Raw genomic sequence first — 18,295 nt, forward strand, 5'->3', positions numbered from 1 at the left:
CCCTACGCGGGCTCGATCCAGATGTTGCGGTAGCGGACGTTGGCGCCGGGGTCGTTGTGGTCCTGCAGGCGGATCGGCAGCGCGGCCGCGGACTCGGCGGCCCCGTTGCCGGTCGGGCCGTCGATCGCCACGTCGTTGTGGACGACGACGCCGTTCCACACGACGGTGACGCGGGCGTTCTCCGTCTTCGTCGCGCCGTTCCAGCGGGCGGCGCGGAACGTGACGTCGTAGGTCTGCCACGTCTCCGGCGCCGTCGCCGGGTTGCTGTCCGGTGCCCGTTTCAGGTAGATCGCGCCGCACTCGTTGGTGGCGAGGGTGGCCTTGCCGTACGTGTCGAGCACCTGCAGCTCGTAGCGGTCCTGCAGGTAGATGCCGCTGTTGCCGCGGGCCTGGCCGGTCACCTCGGGCGGCAGGTTCGGCAGCCAGAACTCCACGTGCAGCTTGAAGTCGCCGAAGGTCTGCTTGGTGCGCAGGTCACCGCCGAGCACCTCCACCGACCCGCCGGACACGGGCCAGGTCGCCGCGCTGCCATCGGACGCGGCGAACGCGTTGAGGTTGCCGCCGTCGAACAGCTGCACCCGGCTGACCCCGTTGTGCGTCCACACCTGCCGCGCGTCGCCGATCTGCAGCGCGGCGCCGCCGGCGTTGAGGAACCGGCCCGACTGCGGGTTGAGCAGCGCGCCGTCGGGCTGGGCCTGCCACACCTGGGCGCCGCTGCCGTTGCAGTTCCACAGCTGCACCGGGGTGCCGGCCGCGGTGTTGCCGCCGGAGACGTCCAGGCACCTGCCGAGGGCGCGCAGGGTGTCGCCGGTGCGGGTCCAGCTCTGCGCGGTCGTGCCGTTGCAGCCCCACAGCTGGACCTTGGTGCCGTTGGCGGTGTCGGCGTTGCTGACGTCGACGCACCGGCCGTCGGCGCCGGTGATGGTGCCGGTGCGGTCGCCGGGCGGCAGGCCGACGGTGAGGCTGTCGAGGTTCACGTGGCCGATGTCGCCGCCGTCCACCTTGTACGCGATGGTGTTGCCGCCGGTCCGCAGCGTCACCCGGTCCACCGCGTTGGCCCACGTCTCCCAGTCGCCGGTGCTGGCGAGGCTGACCTGGCGGACCTTCGCGCCGTTGACGTAGAGGCTCACCGTCTTCGTCCCCGGCGACGGGTTGGGGCCGTTGCTGTAGCGCAGGTTGACGTCGTACGCGCCGGCCGTCTGCGTCGTGACGCTGAACGTGGTCGCCGCGCCGGCCGTACCGTAGCCGGCGACGAAACCAGACCCGGTGTATCCACTGTGGTCGGTCGCGACGTGCGCGCTGCCGCTCAGGCCGGCGTGCTCCGCCTCGAGCCGGCCCGGTTGCGCCAGGGTGCCGTCGACGAGGCTGTTCAGCGTGTACCACGCCTCGGTGCTCCACAGCGACGCCCCGGTGGTGGAGGTGAAGGGGCGCGGCGAGCGCAGGTACACGACCCGGCCGGGCTTGAGGTTCGCCAGCTGCAGCGTCACCTTGAGCCGGTCCGCGGACAGCGTCGCGGACGTGACCGGCAGCGTCTCCTCGTCGACCTTCGGGCCGCCGTAGGCGGGCGTCGGCACATACCGCCACTGCTTCGCGACGTAGCGGGCGGCGAGCTGGGCGGCGGTCGCGGTGGACACCGGCTGCGTGTACTCCAGCTCGAACCCGCCGGCGACCGCCCGCATCGCCTTGATCTCGAACGCCGAAGCGCCGTTCGGGGTGAGCTTCTGCAGGCCGTAGGTGAGCTTGCCGTCCTGGCCCCAGTTGCCGCCGGCGCCGAGACCGCCGGCGTACAGCGCGCCGTCGGGGCCCTGGCTGAGCCGCAGCACGCCCATCTCCAGGCCCTGCGTGAGCCGGAAGACCGCGCCCTGGTATTCGCCGTTGACCTTCTCCAGGTACGCCCGCTGGATGCCGCCGTAGGTGACGTCGCCGAACAGCAGCTGGCCGGCGAACGGGCCGCTGGACAGCAGCAGCGGGGTGCTCGGGGAGTTGGCGATCTCGTTCTGCGGCAGCCACAGCACCGGGGCGGTCACCGGCTGGCCGTCGAACGGCCCGTCGGGGTTGGTGTAGTGGCCGAAGAACCGGTCCTGCTTGATGCGCACCAGCTTCGAGGCCGGCAGCCAGCCGCCCTGGTTGTCGGTGACGAAGATGTCGCCCTCCGGGCCCCAGCCGATGCCGTCGGGGGTGCGCAGGCCGCCGGCGACGTACTGCACCGCGCCCGTGCTGCGGTTGATCTTCAGGCTGGTGCCGCGGTTCGGTGAGCCCTGCGGGTCGGTGGTCGCGCCGCCCTGGTTGATGGACACCGACAGGTTCAGGTAGAAGTAGCCGTCCTTGTACAGCAGCCCGAACGCGAACTCGTGGAAGTTGCCGTCGAACGGCCACGTCGCGACGGTGCGGTACTGGTCGATCTGGCCGTCGCCGTCGGTGTCGTTGAGCTCGGTCAGCTCGTGCTTCTGCGACACGTACAGCTTGCCGTCGACGTACTTGATGCCCATCGGCTCCCGCAGGCCGGTCGCGATCCTGGTGTAGGTCACCTGTGCGGGCGACGTGGCGCCGGTGACGCCGCTGAGCAGGTAGACCTCGCCGACGGTGGTGTTGCTGCCACCCCAGGTCGTGATCGCCAGCCGCCCGTCGGGCAGCCAGTCCATGGCGCTCACCTGCGGCTGGAAGCCGTTCGGGCGGAGGTCGGTCAAGGTGTACCCGGGATGCACGGCGTTCAGCGGCAGCCCGTCGCCGGGGCTGTCGGCGGCCCCCTCGCACTCCTTGCGCCCGGGCGCGGTCACCCGCACGACCCCGGCGTCGGTGCTCAGCGCCGAGTTCGGCACGACCGTGAACCCGGTCGCGCCCGGCGGCCGCCACTCGAGGGTTAGCTGCTGCCCGCCGGTCCGCTCGAAGTAGTCGATCCGGATCGCGTGGTAGCCGGTGCTGAGGGTGACGGTGCCGTCCATGGCCGTCGCCCCGTGCAGCCCGTCGTGGTTGATGACGGTCGCGCCGTCGACCAGCAGCCGGGAGCCGTCGTCGCTGGTGAGCCGGAAGATGTACGACCCGGCGGCGGTGACGTTGACGTTGCCCGTCACCTGCGCCTGGAACAGGTCCTCGAGACCGAAGTCGGCGGCCGTGCTCCAGTCGACCGTCGGCATGAGCTTGTCGATGTTCGGCGTCTGCCCGGTCTTGAGGGTGCAGATCGAGCTCAGCGGCGTCTGCACGTCGAAGACGCGCAGCGTGACGCCGGGTTCCTGCGGCGGGACGGCGGCGCGGGCCTGCGTCGCGGGCAGCAGGCCCGCGATCAGGACGGCGGCCGCCGCGCCGAGGACGGTTCTCCTCATCGAGCGCTCCAGAGGGTAGGAGTTGTCCGGCGGCACGGTGCACCGCCCTGAGAACTCCCGCGCGCTCGCCGAAGGGCGACACGGGCACCGCGAGCCGCCACCTTTCGGTGACGGCCCTCGATGTGTCAGCCACGCTAGAAGACTTTTGCTCGAATGTCCATGACTTCTGTCGATGGGATCGAAAGTGCTGCCGGTCAGCGCCAGGTGTCGTTCAGGGCGATGCTGCCGCCCGACGGGGTGGCGACCGTACGGTTCGGGTCGCTCTCCCAGGTGACGGTGCCGGCGGCGTCCTTGCGGATGTACTTGTACTCGACGACCGCCGAGCCCGGCAGGGTCACTTGGCCGGTCCACGTCGCGTCCGCCGCCTTCGTCAGCGGCACGGCGTTCGCCGGGTTCCACGAGCCGATGGACGGCGCGGCGCCGACGAGGAACAGTTGCTGCCCCGGCTCCTCGGCGACGTGCAGCGTCACGTCGCCCTGGACGGTGGCGCCGGCCTCCCAGCCGTCCGAGGTGGACAGCCAGCCGTCGGCGGGCACGGTCTCCGTGCGGTTGGGGCGGCTCTCCCAGGTGACCGTGCCGTCGGCGGCGAGCTTCACGTACTTGTACTCCAGCGCGGTGCCGGCCGGGACCTGGACCCGCGCGGTCCACTGTGGATAGCCGCTGGAGGACAGCCGCACGCCGTTCGCGGGGTTCCAGGCGCCGAGGGCGGGGGCGTTGCCGACGAGCACGAGGCGCTCGCCCGGGGCGAGCACCGCGTACGCGGAGAACGACACCGCCGCCGCGGGGGCCGCGACGGTCCGGGAGACGCGGTGCCGCACGTCGATCGCGAGGGTGCTCAGGCCGGGCACCGTCGTGGTCAGCGCGCCGCCCTTGCCGATGGTGACGGTCGGGCCCGTGCACCGGTCGCCGCGCACGGTGCCGCGGGTGACGTCGCAGTAGACGCCGGCCGGCAGCCCCGTGTCGAACGTGCGGGTGACGGCGGTGCTCTCCCGGTTGAGCACGATGTAGCCGCGGCCCTCGCGGGCGAAGGCGATCGCGTTGTCGCCGTCGCTCCACCAGCGGCTGACCGGCGCGGTGCCGGCGGCGTTGCGGAAGCCGACGAGGCCGGTGGTCGCGGTGTCCCGTTGCTGGCAGAGCCAGCCGCCGGGGCCGCTGGTGACCCCGCCGCAGCGCACGGCGCCCAGGTCGCCGGCGGCCGACGATCCCGGCGGCCCGGCGTCGGTGCTGGTGAACCCGTAGCTGGACAGCACGAGCGGGTGCCCGTAGGGCCACGCGAGGGAGAAGGCGTTGCCGAGCGCGAAGAGCGGCCCGTCCTTGTACGTGAGGGTCGCGCCGCTCTGGTCGCGCTCGGTGTCGTGGCTGTCGACGTAGACGACGGCGGAGGCGGACGGGGAGAAGCCCCACGCCTCGCCGAACTGGTCGAGCCAGCTGAGCTTGCCGGACTTCACGACGCGGCTGATCTGCTGGCCGTACGCGTCCTCGATGACGTCGCCGACCGGCAGGTAGTCGGACTTCGGGATCGGGGCGTTGCCGAGGACCTCCTGGTAGAGGTACGCGGGCCGCTTCAGCTTGGCCTTGATGGCGGCGAGGTCGGCCGCCGGGACGTGCTTGGCGGCGTCGATGCGGAAGCCGTCGACGCCGAGGCGCAGCAGGCCGTTGAGGTAGCCGGCGATGTCGGCGCGCACGTCCTCCTGCTCGGTCGCGAGGTCGGACAGGCCGAGCAGCTCGCAGTGCTGGATCTCCCACGCGTCGTTCCAGTCGCGGATCCAGTCGTCGCCGTTGCGGCCGCAGTGGTGGAAGTCCGTGCTGTCGTACAGGCCGGGGTAGTCGTACTTGCCGAACTGGGTGCCGCCGCTGCCCACGCCGCCGGCGGTCTGGCCCGACATGTGGTTGATGACCGCGTCGACGTACACCTTCACGCCGGCGCGGTGGCAGGCCTCGACCATGCCGGCGAACTCGCGGGGGTTGCCGTAGCGGCTGTCGAGCTTGTAGCTGACCGGCTGATACGCCTGCCACCACGGATACCCCTGTGCGGGTAACTCGACGTGCTCCTGGGGCGGGGTGACCTGCACGGCGGCGTAGCCGGCCGGGCCGAGGGTGGTGCGGCACTCGTGGGCGACGTCGCGCCACGGCCATTGGAAGAGGTGTGCGGTGACGTCGCCGCGGTCCGGGGACGCCGCCGCGGGTGGGGCACTGAGCCCGACGGCGGTCAGGGCGAGGACCGCCGCGAGCATGAGGGGACGCTTCACGAATACGCTCCACTGTAGGCGACTTGCAGGAGTTGCAAGGTCTTGCAAGAGCGCCCTGATGCTAGCTTCCCGTAACGCGCCGGTAAAGACCTGTTGATCTTTGCAAGATGGCGTCGACGTTTCAGCAGCTCAGCCCGGATCTGTCCGGTGAGGAGTTGGTGATTTTTGCAAGAAGCTTGACATGTGTCAATCGGCCAGATCAGTCTTCCTCCACGCGCCGCCATGCCCCGCCAGGCTGTCACGTCGGTCGGTCCGCCGCCGCATCGATGCACGCAAGGAGCACCCCGTGTCCCGAAGAAGAGCCCTGTTGCTCGCCGTCCTGACGCTGCTGGCGTCCCTCCTCGTCGTCCCCGCCCTCGCCGCCGCGGGCACCACCGTCACCGTCTACTACAAGCCCACCGCCGCCTGGACCACCATCAACATCCACTACGCGCCCAACGGCGGCGCGTGGACGGCCGTGCCGGGCGTGCCGATGACGCCGGCCTGCACCGGCTGGTACAGCAAGACCATCGACCTCGGGTCCGCCAACGGCCTGCAGGTCGTGTTCAACAACGGCGCCGGCACCTGGGACAACAACTCGGGCCGCAACTACGCCCTCGGCACCGGCGACGTCACGGTGGCCGGCGGCGTCGCGGGCACCGGCAACCCGTGCGGCGGCCAGCCGACGCCGACGACCCCGCCGCCGACCGGCAACACCGCCACCGTCTTCTACTCCACCGCCGGCCGGAACTGGCCGGTGGTGAACATCCACTACGCCCCGAACGGCGAGGCGTGGACCGCGGTGCCGGGCGTCGCGATGAACGAGGCCGCCTGCGCCGGCTGGGTGAAGAAGACCGTCGCGCTGGGCGCCGCCACCGGCATGCAGGCGGTGTTCAACAACGGCTCCGGCACGTGGGACAACAACAACGGCGCCAACTACCGCATCGACGCCGGCACGTCGAAGGTCGCCGGCGGGGTCGTCACCGGCGGCGCGACCGACCCGTGCGCGGCCGTCCCGCCCGACACGACCCCGCCGAGCGTCCCCGGCGGCGTCACCGCGACCGCCGACCACGTCACGGTCACGCTCGCCTGGACCGCCTCCACCGACGACCGCGGTGTCACCGGCTACCAGGTGACCCGCAACCCCGGCGGGACCGTGCTCACCACCGCCACCAACGGGTACATCGACGGCGGGCTCGCGCCGAGGACCGGCTACTCGTACACCGTGAAGGCCGTCGACGCGGCCGGCAACCTCTCCGGCGCGTCCAGCACCGTCACCGTCACGACCGGCGACGCGCCGCCGCTGCCCGCCGGCGGCTCCATGCTCGGCGGCGACCCGCGCAAGGAGAGCATCTACTTCGTGCTCACCGCCCGCTTCTACGACGGGGACGCCTCCAACGACAGGGGCGGCAGCCAGCACGTGAAGTCGGGCAACGCGGCCAACAACGACCCGATGTTCCGCGGCGACTTCAAGGGCCTCGTCGACAAGCTCGACTACATCAAGGGCCTCGGCTTCTCCGCGATCTGGATCACCCCGGTCGTGCTCAACCGGTCCGACTACGACTACCACGGCTACCACGGCTGGGACTTCTTCCGCGTCGACCCGCGCCTCGAGTCGCCCGGCGCCAGCTACCAGAACCTCATCGACGCCGCGCACGCCAAGGGCCTGAAGATCTACCAGGACGTGGTCTACAACCACAGCTCCCGCTGGGGCGCCAAGGGCCTGTACGTGCCGACCGTGTGGGGCGCCCGGGACGGGCAGTGGGACTGGATGTACAGCGAGAAGGTCCCCGGCAAGACGTACAACCCGCTGGAGGAGAACGCGCTCGGCCGCGCCTACAACGGCGACCTGTGGTCCACCACCGCGCCGGCGGGCAACACCTGCCCGAACTACGGGCAGACCAACGGCACGTTCAGCCCCGAAGGCTACGCCAACCACCACTGCCAGTGGCCGAGCCCGACGGCGAAGATGTTCCCCGCCGACCTGTACCACCAGTGCTGGATCGGCAACTGGGAAGGTGAGGACGCCCGCTCCTGCTGGCTGCACGACGACCTCGCCGACCTCAACACCGAGAACCCGGTCGTGCAGCAGTACCTCATCGACGCGTACAACTCCTACATCGACATGGGCGTCGACGGGTTCCGCATCGACACGGCCGTGCACATCCCGCGGGTCACCTGGAACCGGCGCTTCCTGCCGGCCCTCCAGCAGCACCTGGTCCAGAAGTACGGTGCCGCGAAGGCGAACGACTTCTACGTCTTCGGCGAGGTCGCCGCGTTCGTCAACGACAAGTGGAACCGCGGCTCCGTCAACCACTCCGCGCAGTTCTACACGTGGAAGGAGCGGCGCACCTACAGCGCGGACGACGCGACCGCGGCCCTGGAGCAGTTCAACTACGAGAACCTGCAGGGCACCGGCAACCAGCCGACGTCGACGAACGCGTTCCTGAACGGCAACCTCTACCACGCGCCGGACCACAGCCAGTTCTCCGGCATGAACATCATCGACATGCGGATGCACATGAACTTCGGTGACGCCGCCAACGCCTTCAACAACGGCAAGGACTCCGACGACAGCGTCAACGACGCCACGTACAACGCCGTGTACGTGGATTCGCACGACTACGGCCCCAACAAGTCCAGCACCCGCTACGCCGGCGGGACGGACGCGTGGGCCGAGAACATGGATCTCATGTGGACGTTCCGCGGCGTCCCGGTCCTCTACTACGGCTCGGAGGTCGAGTTCCAGGCCGGCAAGCAGATCGACTGCGGCCCGACGTGCCCCCTGGCGAACACCGGCCGGGCCTACTTCGGGTCCTATGTGGAGGGCACGGTCGTCGCCTCCGGCTACGGCACCGTCGCCAGCGCCAGCGGCCCGGTCGCCACGACGCTGAGCAAGCCGCTCGTGCAGCACGTCCAGCGACTCAACCAGATCCGCCGCGCGGTGCCGGCACTGCAGATGGGGCAGTACTCCACCGCGGGCGTCTCCGGCGGCATCGCGTACAAGCGCCGCTACACCGCCGGCAGCGTGGACAGCTTCGTCCTCGTCGCCATCTCCAGCACCGCCACGTTCACCGGCATCCCCAACGGCACCTACACCGACGCCGTCACCGGTGACGTGCAGACCGTCACCGGCGGCACCCTCACCGCCACCGTGACCGCCAAGGGCGCCATGCGCGTCTACGTGCTGTCGCTGCCCGGCAACCCCGCGCCGGGCAAGGTCGGCACCGCCGGCCCATACCTCCGCTGACACCCCTGCCGCATCCCCGCATTGGAGTTCGTTCGTGAAGAAACGACTGCTGAGTATCGGCGCGGTCGCGCTCGCCATGACCGGCGCGCTCGCCTACCCGCTGCTGTCCGCCGACCGTGAGGCCGACGCGTCCGTCGCCTCCGACGACGTCATCGCCAACCTGTGGCTGTGGCCGTGGACGTCCATCGCCACCGAGTGCACCAACGTCCTCGGCCCCGCCGGCTACGGCGCCGTGCAGGTCGCGCCGCCGGAGGACTCGATCAGCGTGGCCGGCCACCCGTGGTGGGACATCTACCAGCCGGCCGCCTACGACCTCAACAGCCGCATGGGCACCCGGGCCCAGTTCACGGCGATGGTCAACGCCTGCCACGCCGCGGGTGTCAAGGTGTACGTCGACGCCGTCATCAACCACATGACCGGCGCCAACCAGTCCTCGACGACCGCGTACGGGCCGGCGTCGTTCACCAACAACTACAGCTACCCGAGCGCCGGATACGGGTACAACGACTTCCACCACAACCCGGGCGCCTGCCCCCAGTCGGACAACCAGATCCACGACTGGAACGCTCCTACCGAGGTCTGGAACTGCCAGCTCGTCGGCCTCTCCGACCTCGCCACCGAGACCGACTACGTCCGCACGAAGATCGCCGGCTACCTCAACGACCTGATCAGCGTCGGCGTCGACGGGTTCCGCATCGACGCGGCCAAGCACATGGCGCAGGCCGACCTCGCCGCGATCAAGGGCAAGCTGACGAACCAGAACGTGTACTGGGCGCAGGAGGTCATGCCCGGCGGCAGCGGCAACCTGTCGATGGCCGCCTACGAGGGCATCGGCGGGGTCCTGGAGTTCAACTACGCCACCAACCTGAAGAACCAGTTCACCGGCAGCATCGCGAACCTGCAGACGTTCGGGACCAGCTGGGGCCTGCGCCCGTCGGACAAGGCGACCGCGTTCGTGTCCAACCACGACACCGAACGCAACGGCTCCACCCTCAGCTACAAGAACGGCAGCACCGACACCCTCGCCACGGTCTTCATGCTGGCGTGGAACTACGGCACCCCGAACGTGATGAGCTCGTTCAGCTTCACCAACAACGACGCGTCCCCGCCCGCTTCCTCGAGCGGTTACGTCACCGCCGTCACCTGCGGCACCGGCTGGGAGTGCCAGCACCGGCAGCGTTCCGTGCGCAACATGGTCGGCTTCCACAACGCCACCAAGGCCAGCACCACCGTCGGCAACTGGTGGAGCGACGGCTCCAACGCGATCGCCTTCTCCCGCGGCGCGCTCGGCTGGACGCTCATCAACAACGGCGGCGGGTCGGTCGCGTCCCGCACCTTCAGCACCGGCCTGCCGGCGGGCGTCTACTGCGACGTCATCCACGGCGACTACACCGCCTCCTCCGGCACGTGCAGCGGCCCGACGGTGACCGTCAACGGCTCCGGCCAGGCCACGGTCGGCGCGAACGCCAAGGACGCCGTGGCGCTGCACGTCAACGCCCGCGTCACCGGCGGCACCCCGTCGCCGACGCCGTCCACCTCGTCGCCGGTGCCGGCGGGCGTCGCCTTCACGGTGACCGGCGCGCCCACGGGCAACCCCGTCTACCTGGTCGGCTCCGTCGCGGAGCTCGGCTCCTGGAACACCGCCAACGCCATCCCCATGACCGCCGCGGGCTCCGCCTGGACGAAGACCGTGACGCTCCCGGCGGGCGCCGCGGTCGAGTACAAGTTCATCACCAAGACCAGCGCCGGCGCCGTCACCTGGGAGCCGGGCGGCAACCACACGTACACCGTGCCCGCGAACGGCACGGGCACGGTCAACACCACCTGGAACGGCTCCACGGCGACGAACCCGGCGGTCACCTTCAACGCGACCGTCACCACCGTCCTCGGCCAGAACGTGTACGTGGTCGGCTCGATCCCCGCGCTGGGCTCGTGGAACACGGCGAACGCGATCGCCCTGTCCTCCGCGAACTACCCGGTCTGGTCCGGCACCGTCACGCTGCCGTCCAACACGGCGGTGGAGTACAAGTTCATCAAGAAGGACGGCTCCGGCAACGTCACCTGGGAGAGCGGCGCCAACCGCACCCTGAACACGGGCACCGCCAACCAGACCGTCAACGCCACCTGGAAGTAGTCACCTCGCCGCAGCCCGGGTCCGCCGTTCAGCGGGCCCGGGCTCAGGCCTGCGTCCCAGGTTGGCCGGCGCTCTTGGACCTGGTCTTCCGGGGGCGGGTGAGCAGGGCGACGACCACGTTGCCGCCGCCGCCGAACACGCCGGCGAGCAGGAGGATGTAGCCGTAGTCGCGCCAGGAGTCCGCCCGGCTCGCGGGCGTGCCATCGACGTCGAACACCAGCGACGGGCCCTCGACACGCACGGGCTCGCCGCGGTACATCGTCACCCGCACCGCCTTGCCGACGTGGGCCTCGGGTGAGCCCTTGATCATGGCGTCCACCGTGTAGTGCCGCCCCCAGACGTCGAGACCGGCGCGGGAGCCGGTCGCGTCGGTGACCGTGCCGTCGAACGTGAACCGGCACCGCGCCGGCGTGAAGGCCTGTTCCGCGGTGCACAGCGGCGCCGTGCGGATCCGCTCGTCAGCCGCCGAGAAGCGCCCGGCGACGCCCAGCAGGACCCCGCCGGTCACGCAGGCCAGGACGGTGACCGCGCACGCCTTGCGGAGCGACAGGAACGGTGCTTCCCACATGGGCCGATTCTTCCAGATCCGGCGACCCGGCCCGGACGTCGTGCCGGGCCGCCGCCCCGGTCCGGGCCTCAGCGCCGGGAGCGGAGCAGCCGGACCAGCATCACGCCGGCGAGAATCTGCCGGTCGCGGGCGGGAGCACCCCATCGGGCGGGAGCATCGTGATGGTCCGCGGGATGACGCCGGTCGCCGGCGGGTGCCCGCCGGTGGGGGCCGGGAACGTGCCGGTGGACGGCGGGAACGTGCCGGTGGCGGGTGCCGGCGACGGGCGGGGGATGTCGTCCGGGTTGCGGGCCGGCATGGGCAGGACGATCGACGGGTCCACGGACCGGTCGATGCGGGCGGTGGTGTCCGCGGGCGCGGCGAACAGCGCCGGCTCGACCAGCACCGCGATCCCGTCCAGGCCGATCAGCTGCCGCGCGCCGTCCGGCCACGCGTGCACCACCGCGCACGAGCGGTAGCGGACCGTCGCCCGGCACTCGCCCTCGACGATGCTGACCCCGTCGGCGCCGAGGACGAGCGAGGCGCCGGAGCCGTCGAGCGCCCGGTACGTGTGCCCGGGGACCGCGTCCGTGGACGTCGTCGGCGCCGCAGCGAACCCGGCCCAGTCGGCGCGGCTGCCCGGCGGCACCTGCAGCAGCCCCGAGCCGAGGACCTGCAGGGCGGCGTCGTGCACGTCGGCGAGGGTCACGGCGTACAGCTGGCCGCGCAGCTGGTCGAGGGTGCGCAGCCGCGCGCCGGTGAGCAGGTCGGCGGCCAGGCCCGGCAGCCGGCCGGCGGGCGCGTCGGGGTGGCGCAGCGCCTCGTCGCGTTTCGCGCGGACCGCGTCGAGGTCGGTCTGGGTGATCCGGCCGACCCGGAACCCGGCGAGGACGTCGACGAAACCGCCGACGACCGCGCCCTGCTTCTCCGGCAGCGCGTCGGCGAACGCGGTGACCACCGCCATGCCGTCGCCGCGGGGGTCGTAGGAGGCGCTCGCCGCGTAGGACAGGCCGCTCTCCTGCCGCAGCGACCGGAACAGCTCCCGCTCCAGCATCAGGGCGAACAACGAACCGGCCACGTGCCGGCGCATGACGCCGTCGAAGACGACGCCGCCGCCGGCGCCGGTGAAGTACGCCGGTGTCGCCGGCAGGATCGTCGTGGCGACCGGCACCGGGCGGAGCGTCCCGGCCGGCAGGCGCAGCCGCAGGCCCGGCGGGATCCGGTCGCCGGAGATCCACAGCACGGCGTTCGCCTGGGTGAACCAGGCGTTCGCCCAGGCCCGCACGTCGTCGGGGCCGAGCCGGTCGATGCCCCACTCGGGGTAGCTGACCAGGCCGTAGTGCTGGGCGCCGTACCGCCACATCGGCAGCATCCGGTTGACGCCGCCGCGCCCGGCCGCCTCGGTGCGCAGGATCGCCTTCTCGGTCTCCAGCCGCTGCACCGGCAGGTCGGCGAGGGAGTCGCAGACCATCTCCAGGTACGTGACGATGTCGCGCTCGCTGCCCTGCATGTGGAAGTGCGTGACGACGCTGCCGGTGGCGCCGTTGTAGTGGTAGTCGGCGACGCCGTGCCGGTGCAGCGCGAGATGCTCGACGAGGTGCGTGATGCCGATGCGGGCGGCGCCCTCGTCGGCCAGGCCGACCCGGAAGGTCAGCCCGGCGGTCATCGGGCCGGAGCTCGGCGCGAGCAGCGTCGGGACGCCGTCGACGTCGGTGCGGTGCAGCACGGGATCAGCCTCTCGCCAGCGCGCGGTCACGGAGGTTGGCGTACGCGGTCCCGGGGTTGTCGAAGTACGACGCCCACAGCGGGGTGCGCCGCCCGGCCAGGGCCCGGAAGTGCGGCGCCGCGGCGGCGTGGTCGCCGATGAGGGAGAACAGCATCGCGAAGTAGTCGTGCGCGGTGTGGAACCGGTAGCCGCCCTGGAACGCGGGGTGCCGGACGGTCTGGTCGGCGACCTGGTGGATCTGCGCGACGACGGCCGGGGCGCGCAGGAGCGCGGTGCCCTCGGCGTCGGAGTCGCAGGCATGGAACCGTTCCATGTGCCCGGCGAGGACCGTCAGCAGCCCGAGCGACCCGGCCGGGGCGGTGCGCAGCAGCTCGGCGCCGAACTCGGACACCTTCTCCCACGAGCCGCCCCACTTCGGCTGCAGCTGCTGCACGAGGTGGTATCCGGCGATGTACGCGAACGGGTGGTGCGCGCTCAGCCGGTCGTAGCGCCGGCGGGCCTCGTCGTGGCCGAGCGAGATGCCCCGGCAGATGATCATCCGCTCCAGCCACGCGTAGCCGGCCCGCGGCTCGCGCGCGGTGACCTCGATGAGGATCTGCTCGGCCCGGTTGAGGTGCTCGTGGAAGCCCGCCCACTGCTGCCGCGTGACGCTGCGGGCCCAGCCGGTCCCGCGGATCTTCCACCCGCGCAGCACGGTGCGGACCCCGAGGATCGTGTGTGCCAGCGCCCAGGCCGGGTCGCCGTACGGCACCCGCTCGAGGACCTGGTCGTCGAGCTTGTCCTCGATCTGGCCGCACGCCACCGCGAGGTCGTCGAGCGACCGCAGCCCGCCGAGGAACGCCGCCACGGCGGGCCAGTCACCCCGGCCGGCGTCGGTGGCGAGACGGCGCAGCTCGGTGAAGAGGTCGACCGGCTGGCTCTCCGGCACCGGCATGTGAAACGGCACGGCGGGCAGCATATGCGACCCGCCGTGCCCCGGATGCCCCCTGAGGGGACGGTTCTACCGCAGCCAGACCGCCGTGTCGGGCGGCAGCGTCCCGTCCGGCAGGTCGCCGCTGGACAGGACGACGGAGCCCGCCGGGACCGCGACGGCGGCGCCGGACAGGTTGACCACGCAGCGGACGCCGCCGCGGCTGAGGTCCAATACGTCGGCGGGGGAGTCGTGCCAGGTCAGCGGGCCGGTGAAGGTGCGGCGCAGGCGCAGGGCCGTGCGGTACAGCTCCAGGAACGACGACGGCACGCCCTGCTGCGACGAGGCGGCCAGGGACGCCCAGTCGGGCTGCGGCAGCCACGAGCGGCCGGTCGTCGAGAAGCCGTACGCCGGCAGGGAAGCGTCCCACGGCAGCGGGACGCGGCAGCCGTCGCGGCCGGGGTCGGTGCCGCCGGAGCGGTGCCACACGGGGTCCTGGCGGGCGTCGTCGGGCAGGTCCAGGACCTCCGGCAGGCCGAGCTCCTCGCCCTGGTACAGGTAGGCCGCGCCCGGCAGGGCCAGCATGAGCAGCGCCGCGGCGCGGGCGATGCCGGGCGAGCCGAAGCGGGTCACGTGGCGGGCCTTGTCGTGGTTGGACAGGACCCACGTGGTGGGGGCGCCGACGCTGTCCGCGGCCTCGATGCAGGCGTCGATCGTGGCGCGCAGCTGCGCGGCGGACCACGGCGCGGCGAGGAAGTCGAAGTTGAAGGCCTGGTGCAGCTCGTCGGGGGCGACGTAGCGGGCCAGCCGCAGCGGGGTGGACGCCCACGCCTCGGCGACGGCCATCCGGTCGCCGGGGTAGGAGTCGAGGATCTTCCGCCAGGCGCGGTAGATCTCGTGGACGCCGTCCTGGTCGAAGTACGGCAGCGGCTCCCGGCCGAGCAGCCCGATCTGCTGCGGGTGCCCCACGGACGGCAGGCCGGCCGCCTTCACCATGCCGTGGGCGACGTCGATGCGGAAGCCGTCGACGCCGCGGTCCAGCCAGAACCGCAGTACCGACTCGAACTCCGCGCGGACGTCGGCGTTGTCCCAGTTGAGGTCGGGCTGGCCGGGGTCGAACAGGTGCAGGTACCACTCGCCGTCGGCGGTGCGGGTCCAGGCCCGGCCGCCGAAGATGGACTCCCAGTCGTTCGGGGGCTCCTCCGGCGACGACGAGGCGGACGGCCGGAAGATGTACCGGTCGCGCTCCAGCGACCCGGGTCCGGCGGCGAGCGCCGAGGTGAACCACGGGTGCTGCGACGACGTGTGGTTGGGCACGATGTCGACGATGACGCGGATGTCCAGGGCGTGCGCCGCGGCGAGCATCGCGTCGAAGTCCGCCAGGGAGCCGAAGAGCGGGTCCACGTCGCGGTAGTCGGCGACGTCGTAGCCGCCGTCGACCATCGGCGAGCGGTAGAACGGCGTCAGCCAGATCGCGTCGACGCCGAGGTCGCGCAGGTACGGCAGGCGCTCCCGCAGCCCGATGAGGTCGCCCTCGCCGTCGCCGTTGCCGTCGGCGAAGCTGCGGACGTAGATCTCGTAGATGACGGCGGTGCGCCACCAGTTGGAAGGCACGTCGGAAGAAGGCACGGTGAAGGGTCCCTTGCGATGAAAGGCGAAAGAGGGGGGGAGCGGAGCGAACTAGCGGGCGACGATGCCCGTCGAGCCGCGGACCACGAGCTCCGGGTTGAAGAGGAACTCCGAGTGCGGGGTCGGCTGCCCGTTGATGGTGTCGACGAGGGCGCGCACGGCGGCGTTGGACATCGCCCGGACCGGCTGCCGCAGGGTCGTCAGCGGCGGGTCGGTGAAGGCGATGAGCAGCGAGTCGTCGTAGCCGACGACGGACACGTCCTTCGGCACCGACAGGCCGCGGGCGCGGGCGGCGCGGATCGCGCCGAGCGCCATGAGGTCCGAGCCGCAGACGAGGCCGGTCGCGCCGCGCGCGATGAGCCGGTCGGCGGCCGCGGCGCCGCCCTCGACGCCGAAGAGGGACAGCTCGACCATCTCGTCGAGTCCGTGGCGCTGCATCGCCGTGCGGTATCCGGTGAGCTTGCGCTGCACCGGGGAGAACCGGTCGGGGCCCGAGATGAGGCCGATGCGGGTGTGGCCGAGCGATGCGAGGTGGTCGACCGCCGTCTGGCTGGCGAGCCGGTCGTCGCAGGAGATGCAGGGCGCGTCGAGGCCCGCGACGTGCCCGGTGATCATCACGATCGGCAGGGGCCGGTCGATCAGCTTGCGGTAGCGGTCGTGGTCTGCGGTGGTGTCGGCATGCAGGCCGGAGATGAAGATGATCCCGGCGACGGACCGGTCCAGCAGCATCTCGACGTACTCGTCCTCGGTCACGCCGCCCGGGGTCTGCGTGCACAGCACGGGCGTGAAGCCGTGCTGGGCGAGCGAGGACTCGATGATCTGGGCGAAGAGCGGGAAGATGGGGTTCTCCAGCTCGGGCGTGACCAGCCCGACGAGGCCCGCGCTGCGCTTGCGCAACCGCTCCGGGCGCTCGTAGCCGAGCACGTCGAGCGCGGTGAGGACGGCCTGCCGCGTGTCCGCGCTGACGCCGGCGCGGTTGTTGAGCACGCGGGACACCGTCGCCTCGCTGACCTCCGCCTGCCGGGCGATGTCAGCGAGCCGGGCACGGGGTGGCTCGGTGGACATAGGCCGACTGTAAAGCATCGAACCGGTGTTTGTGAAAGGTCGATGCAAGGTCTTTCATTCGACGCAAGCTCTTGCTAGCGTTCGGCCACGGCGCGCGGGTGCCGTTGGAATCGCGACCCGGCATCCGCCCGTCACACCCCGCTCAAGCGCATTCCCCGTGGCTCCTTGCAGGAGACCGCGCACCACACCCTGAACACCCCGCATTTACCTGTCCGAACAGGAGATTCCCCCATGCGCATCCGCATCACGGGTGTCGTCACCCTTGCGGCTCTGTCGTTGGCACTCACCGGCTGCGGCACGAGCGACGGCGACAAGGCCGGCTCCGCAAACGCTTCCAAGGCGGCCGGCGGCACCCTCACCATCTGGGCCGACGACCAGCGGTCCGCGGCCCTGAAGCCGTTCGCCGAGAAGTTCGGCAAGGACAACGGCGTCACCGTCCAGGTCCAGGCGGTCTCCAAGGACCTGCAGACCAACTTCGTGACCGCGTCGCAGTCGGGCAAGGGCCCGGACATCGTCGTCGGCGCGCACGACTGGATCGGCAACCTGGTCCAGAACGGCGCGATCGACCCGGTGCAGCTGCCGGACGCGCAGAAGTCGGCGTTCGCCGAGGTCGCGGTCAAGGCCGTCACGTTCAACGGCCAGCTGTACGGCGTCCCCTACGCGATCGAGAACCTCGCCCTGATCCGCAACACCGACCTGGCGCCGACCGCGCCCGCGTCGATCGAGGACCTCGTCAAGGCCGGCCAGACGCTGAAGACGGCCGGCAAGGTCACCAACATCATGTCGCTGCAGGTCGGCACCAACGGCGACGCTTACCACGCGTACCCGCTGTACGCGTCCGCCGGCGGCTACCTGTTCGGGCAGAAGGCGAACGGCGACTACGACCCCGCCGACCTGGGCGTGGACAAGCCGGCCTCGATCGAGGCGTTCAAGAAGATCGCCGCGCTCGGCGAGAAGGGCAGCGGCGCGCTGACCCGCTCCATCACCGGTGACAACGCCATCCCCACGTTCACCGGCGGCAAGACCGCGTTCCTCATCTCCGGCCCGTGGGCGGTCGCCGACATCAAGAAGGCCGGCGTCAAGTACGACATCACCCCGATCCCGGCGTTCGCCGGTGGCAAGCCCGCCCAGCCGTTCGTCGGCGTGCAGGCGTTCTACGTCGCCAGCAAGGGTCGTAGCAAGGCTCTCGCGAACGAGTTCATCACCAACTACCTGACCAAGCCCGACCTCCAGGTCGCGCTGTACCAGGCCAACCCGCGGCCGCCGGCGCTCGTCGCCGCGCTCGACCAGGTCAAGGGCAGCGACCCCGACATCCAGAAGTGGCTCGACGCCGGCAAGGGCGGCGCCGTGCTCCCCGCCATCCCGGCCATGGCCGCGGTGTGGGACCCGTTCGGCAAGGCCGAGGCCGCGATCGTCGGCGGCGCCGACGTGCAGTCGACGCTGACCGCCGCGGGCAAGGCCATCGCCGAAGCGATCAACAAGTAAC

Annotated in this window: 10 protein-coding genes; 3 read left to right on the forward strand and 7 right to left on the reverse strand. The window is 71.3% G+C overall.

What is annotated here, in order from left to right:
• Window positions 1-2: 2 nt before the first annotated feature.
• Both AB0I21_RS28730 and AB0I21_RS28735 read right to left on the reverse strand, forming a co-directional pair.
• Window positions 3-3,320: a family 16 glycoside hydrolase gene (locus tag AB0I21_RS28730; RefSeq protein WP_360565770.1), complete on the reverse strand. Its 3,318-nt coding sequence runs from the start codon at window positions 3,318-3,320 to the stop codon at window positions 3-5.
• A 194-nt stretch (window positions 3,321-3,514) separates the two neighbouring features.
• Window positions 3,515-5,569, reverse strand: coding sequence for a carbohydrate-binding module family 20 domain-containing protein (locus tag AB0I21_RS28735; RefSeq protein WP_360565772.1), 2,055 nt, complete (start codon window positions 5,567-5,569; stop codon window positions 3,515-3,517).
• 286 nt (window positions 5,570-5,855) lie between these two features.
• On the opposite strand from AB0I21_RS28735, the gene AB0I21_RS28740 reads away from it, so the two are divergent.
• Both AB0I21_RS28740 and AB0I21_RS28745 read left to right on the forward strand, forming a co-directional pair.
• Entirely contained in the window at window positions 5,856-8,798 is a 2,943-nt protein-coding gene (locus tag AB0I21_RS28740) for a carbohydrate binding domain-containing protein (protein ID WP_360565774.1), read from the forward strand.
• A 34-nt stretch (window positions 8,799-8,832) separates the two neighbouring features.
• Complete coding sequence (locus AB0I21_RS28745; RefSeq protein WP_360565776.1) at window positions 8,833-10,932, forward strand: carbohydrate-binding module family 20 domain-containing protein; 2,100 nt, start codon at window positions 8,833-8,835, stop codon at window positions 10,930-10,932.
• 43 nt (window positions 10,933-10,975) lie between these two features.
• On the opposite strand, the gene AB0I21_RS28750 is transcribed toward AB0I21_RS28745, so the two are convergent.
• From AB0I21_RS28750 to AB0I21_RS28770, 5 genes are all read right to left on the reverse strand, one after another.
• Window positions 10,976-11,500 carry a hypothetical protein gene (locus AB0I21_RS28750; protein WP_360565777.1) on the reverse strand — a complete coding sequence of 175 codons (525 nt, stop codon included), beginning with the start codon at window positions 11,498-11,500 and terminating at the stop codon, window positions 10,976-10,978.
• A 100-nt stretch (window positions 11,501-11,600) separates the two neighbouring features.
• Window positions 11,601-13,205, reverse strand: a complete 1,605-nt coding sequence (locus AB0I21_RS28755) for an insulinase family protein (RefSeq protein WP_360565779.1) — start codon at window positions 13,203-13,205, stop codon at window positions 11,601-11,603.
• 4 nt (window positions 13,206-13,209) lie between these two features.
• On the reverse strand, window positions 13,210-14,151 hold the full coding sequence (locus tag AB0I21_RS28760) for a hypothetical protein (protein ID WP_360565781.1): 942 nt from the start codon (window positions 14,149-14,151) through the stop codon (window positions 13,210-13,212).
• A 54-nt stretch (window positions 14,152-14,205) separates the two neighbouring features.
• A complete protein-coding gene (locus AB0I21_RS28765; RefSeq protein ID WP_360565783.1) occupies window positions 14,206-15,744 on the reverse strand; it encodes a glycoside hydrolase family 13 protein in 1,539 nt (512 codons plus the stop codon).
• A 51-nt stretch (window positions 15,745-15,795) separates the two neighbouring features.
• Entirely contained in the window at window positions 15,796-16,809 is a 1,014-nt protein-coding gene (locus AB0I21_RS28770; protein WP_360565785.1) for a LacI family DNA-binding transcriptional regulator, read from the reverse strand.
• A 231-nt stretch (window positions 16,810-17,040) separates the two neighbouring features.
• Here AB0I21_RS28770 and AB0I21_RS28775 point away from each other — a divergent pair, with 231 nt between their 5' ends.
• Window positions 17,041-18,294, forward strand: a complete 1,254-nt coding sequence (locus AB0I21_RS28775) for a maltose ABC transporter substrate-binding protein (RefSeq protein ID WP_360565787.1) — start codon at window positions 17,041-17,043, stop codon at window positions 18,292-18,294.
• The last annotated feature ends 1 nt before the right edge of the window (window position 18,295 follow it).

Source organism: Dactylosporangium sp. NPDC050588, from assembly GCF_040654975.1.
In the GTDB taxonomy this organism is placed as follows: Bacteria; Actinomycetota; Actinomycetes; order Mycobacteriales; family Micromonosporaceae; genus Dactylosporangium; species Dactylosporangium maewongense.

Excerpts from the sequence above, each read along its gene's own strand:
- AB0I21_RS28730 (WP_360565770.1), bottom strand. The coding sequence starts at position 3,320 with ATGAGGAGAACCGTCCTCGGCGCGGCGGCCGCCGTCCTGATCGCGGGC.
- AB0I21_RS28750 (WP_360565777.1), bottom strand. The coding sequence starts at position 11,500 with ATGTGGGAAGCACCGTTCCTGTCGCTCCGCAAGGCGTGCGCGGTCACC.
- AB0I21_RS28770 (WP_360565785.1), bottom strand. The coding sequence starts at position 16,809 with ATGTCCACCGAGCCACCCCGTGCCCGGCTCGCTGACATCGCCCGGCAG.
- AB0I21_RS28775 (WP_360565787.1), top strand. The coding sequence starts at position 17,041 with ATGCGCATCCGCATCACGGGTGTCGTCACCCTTGCGGCTCTGTCGTTG.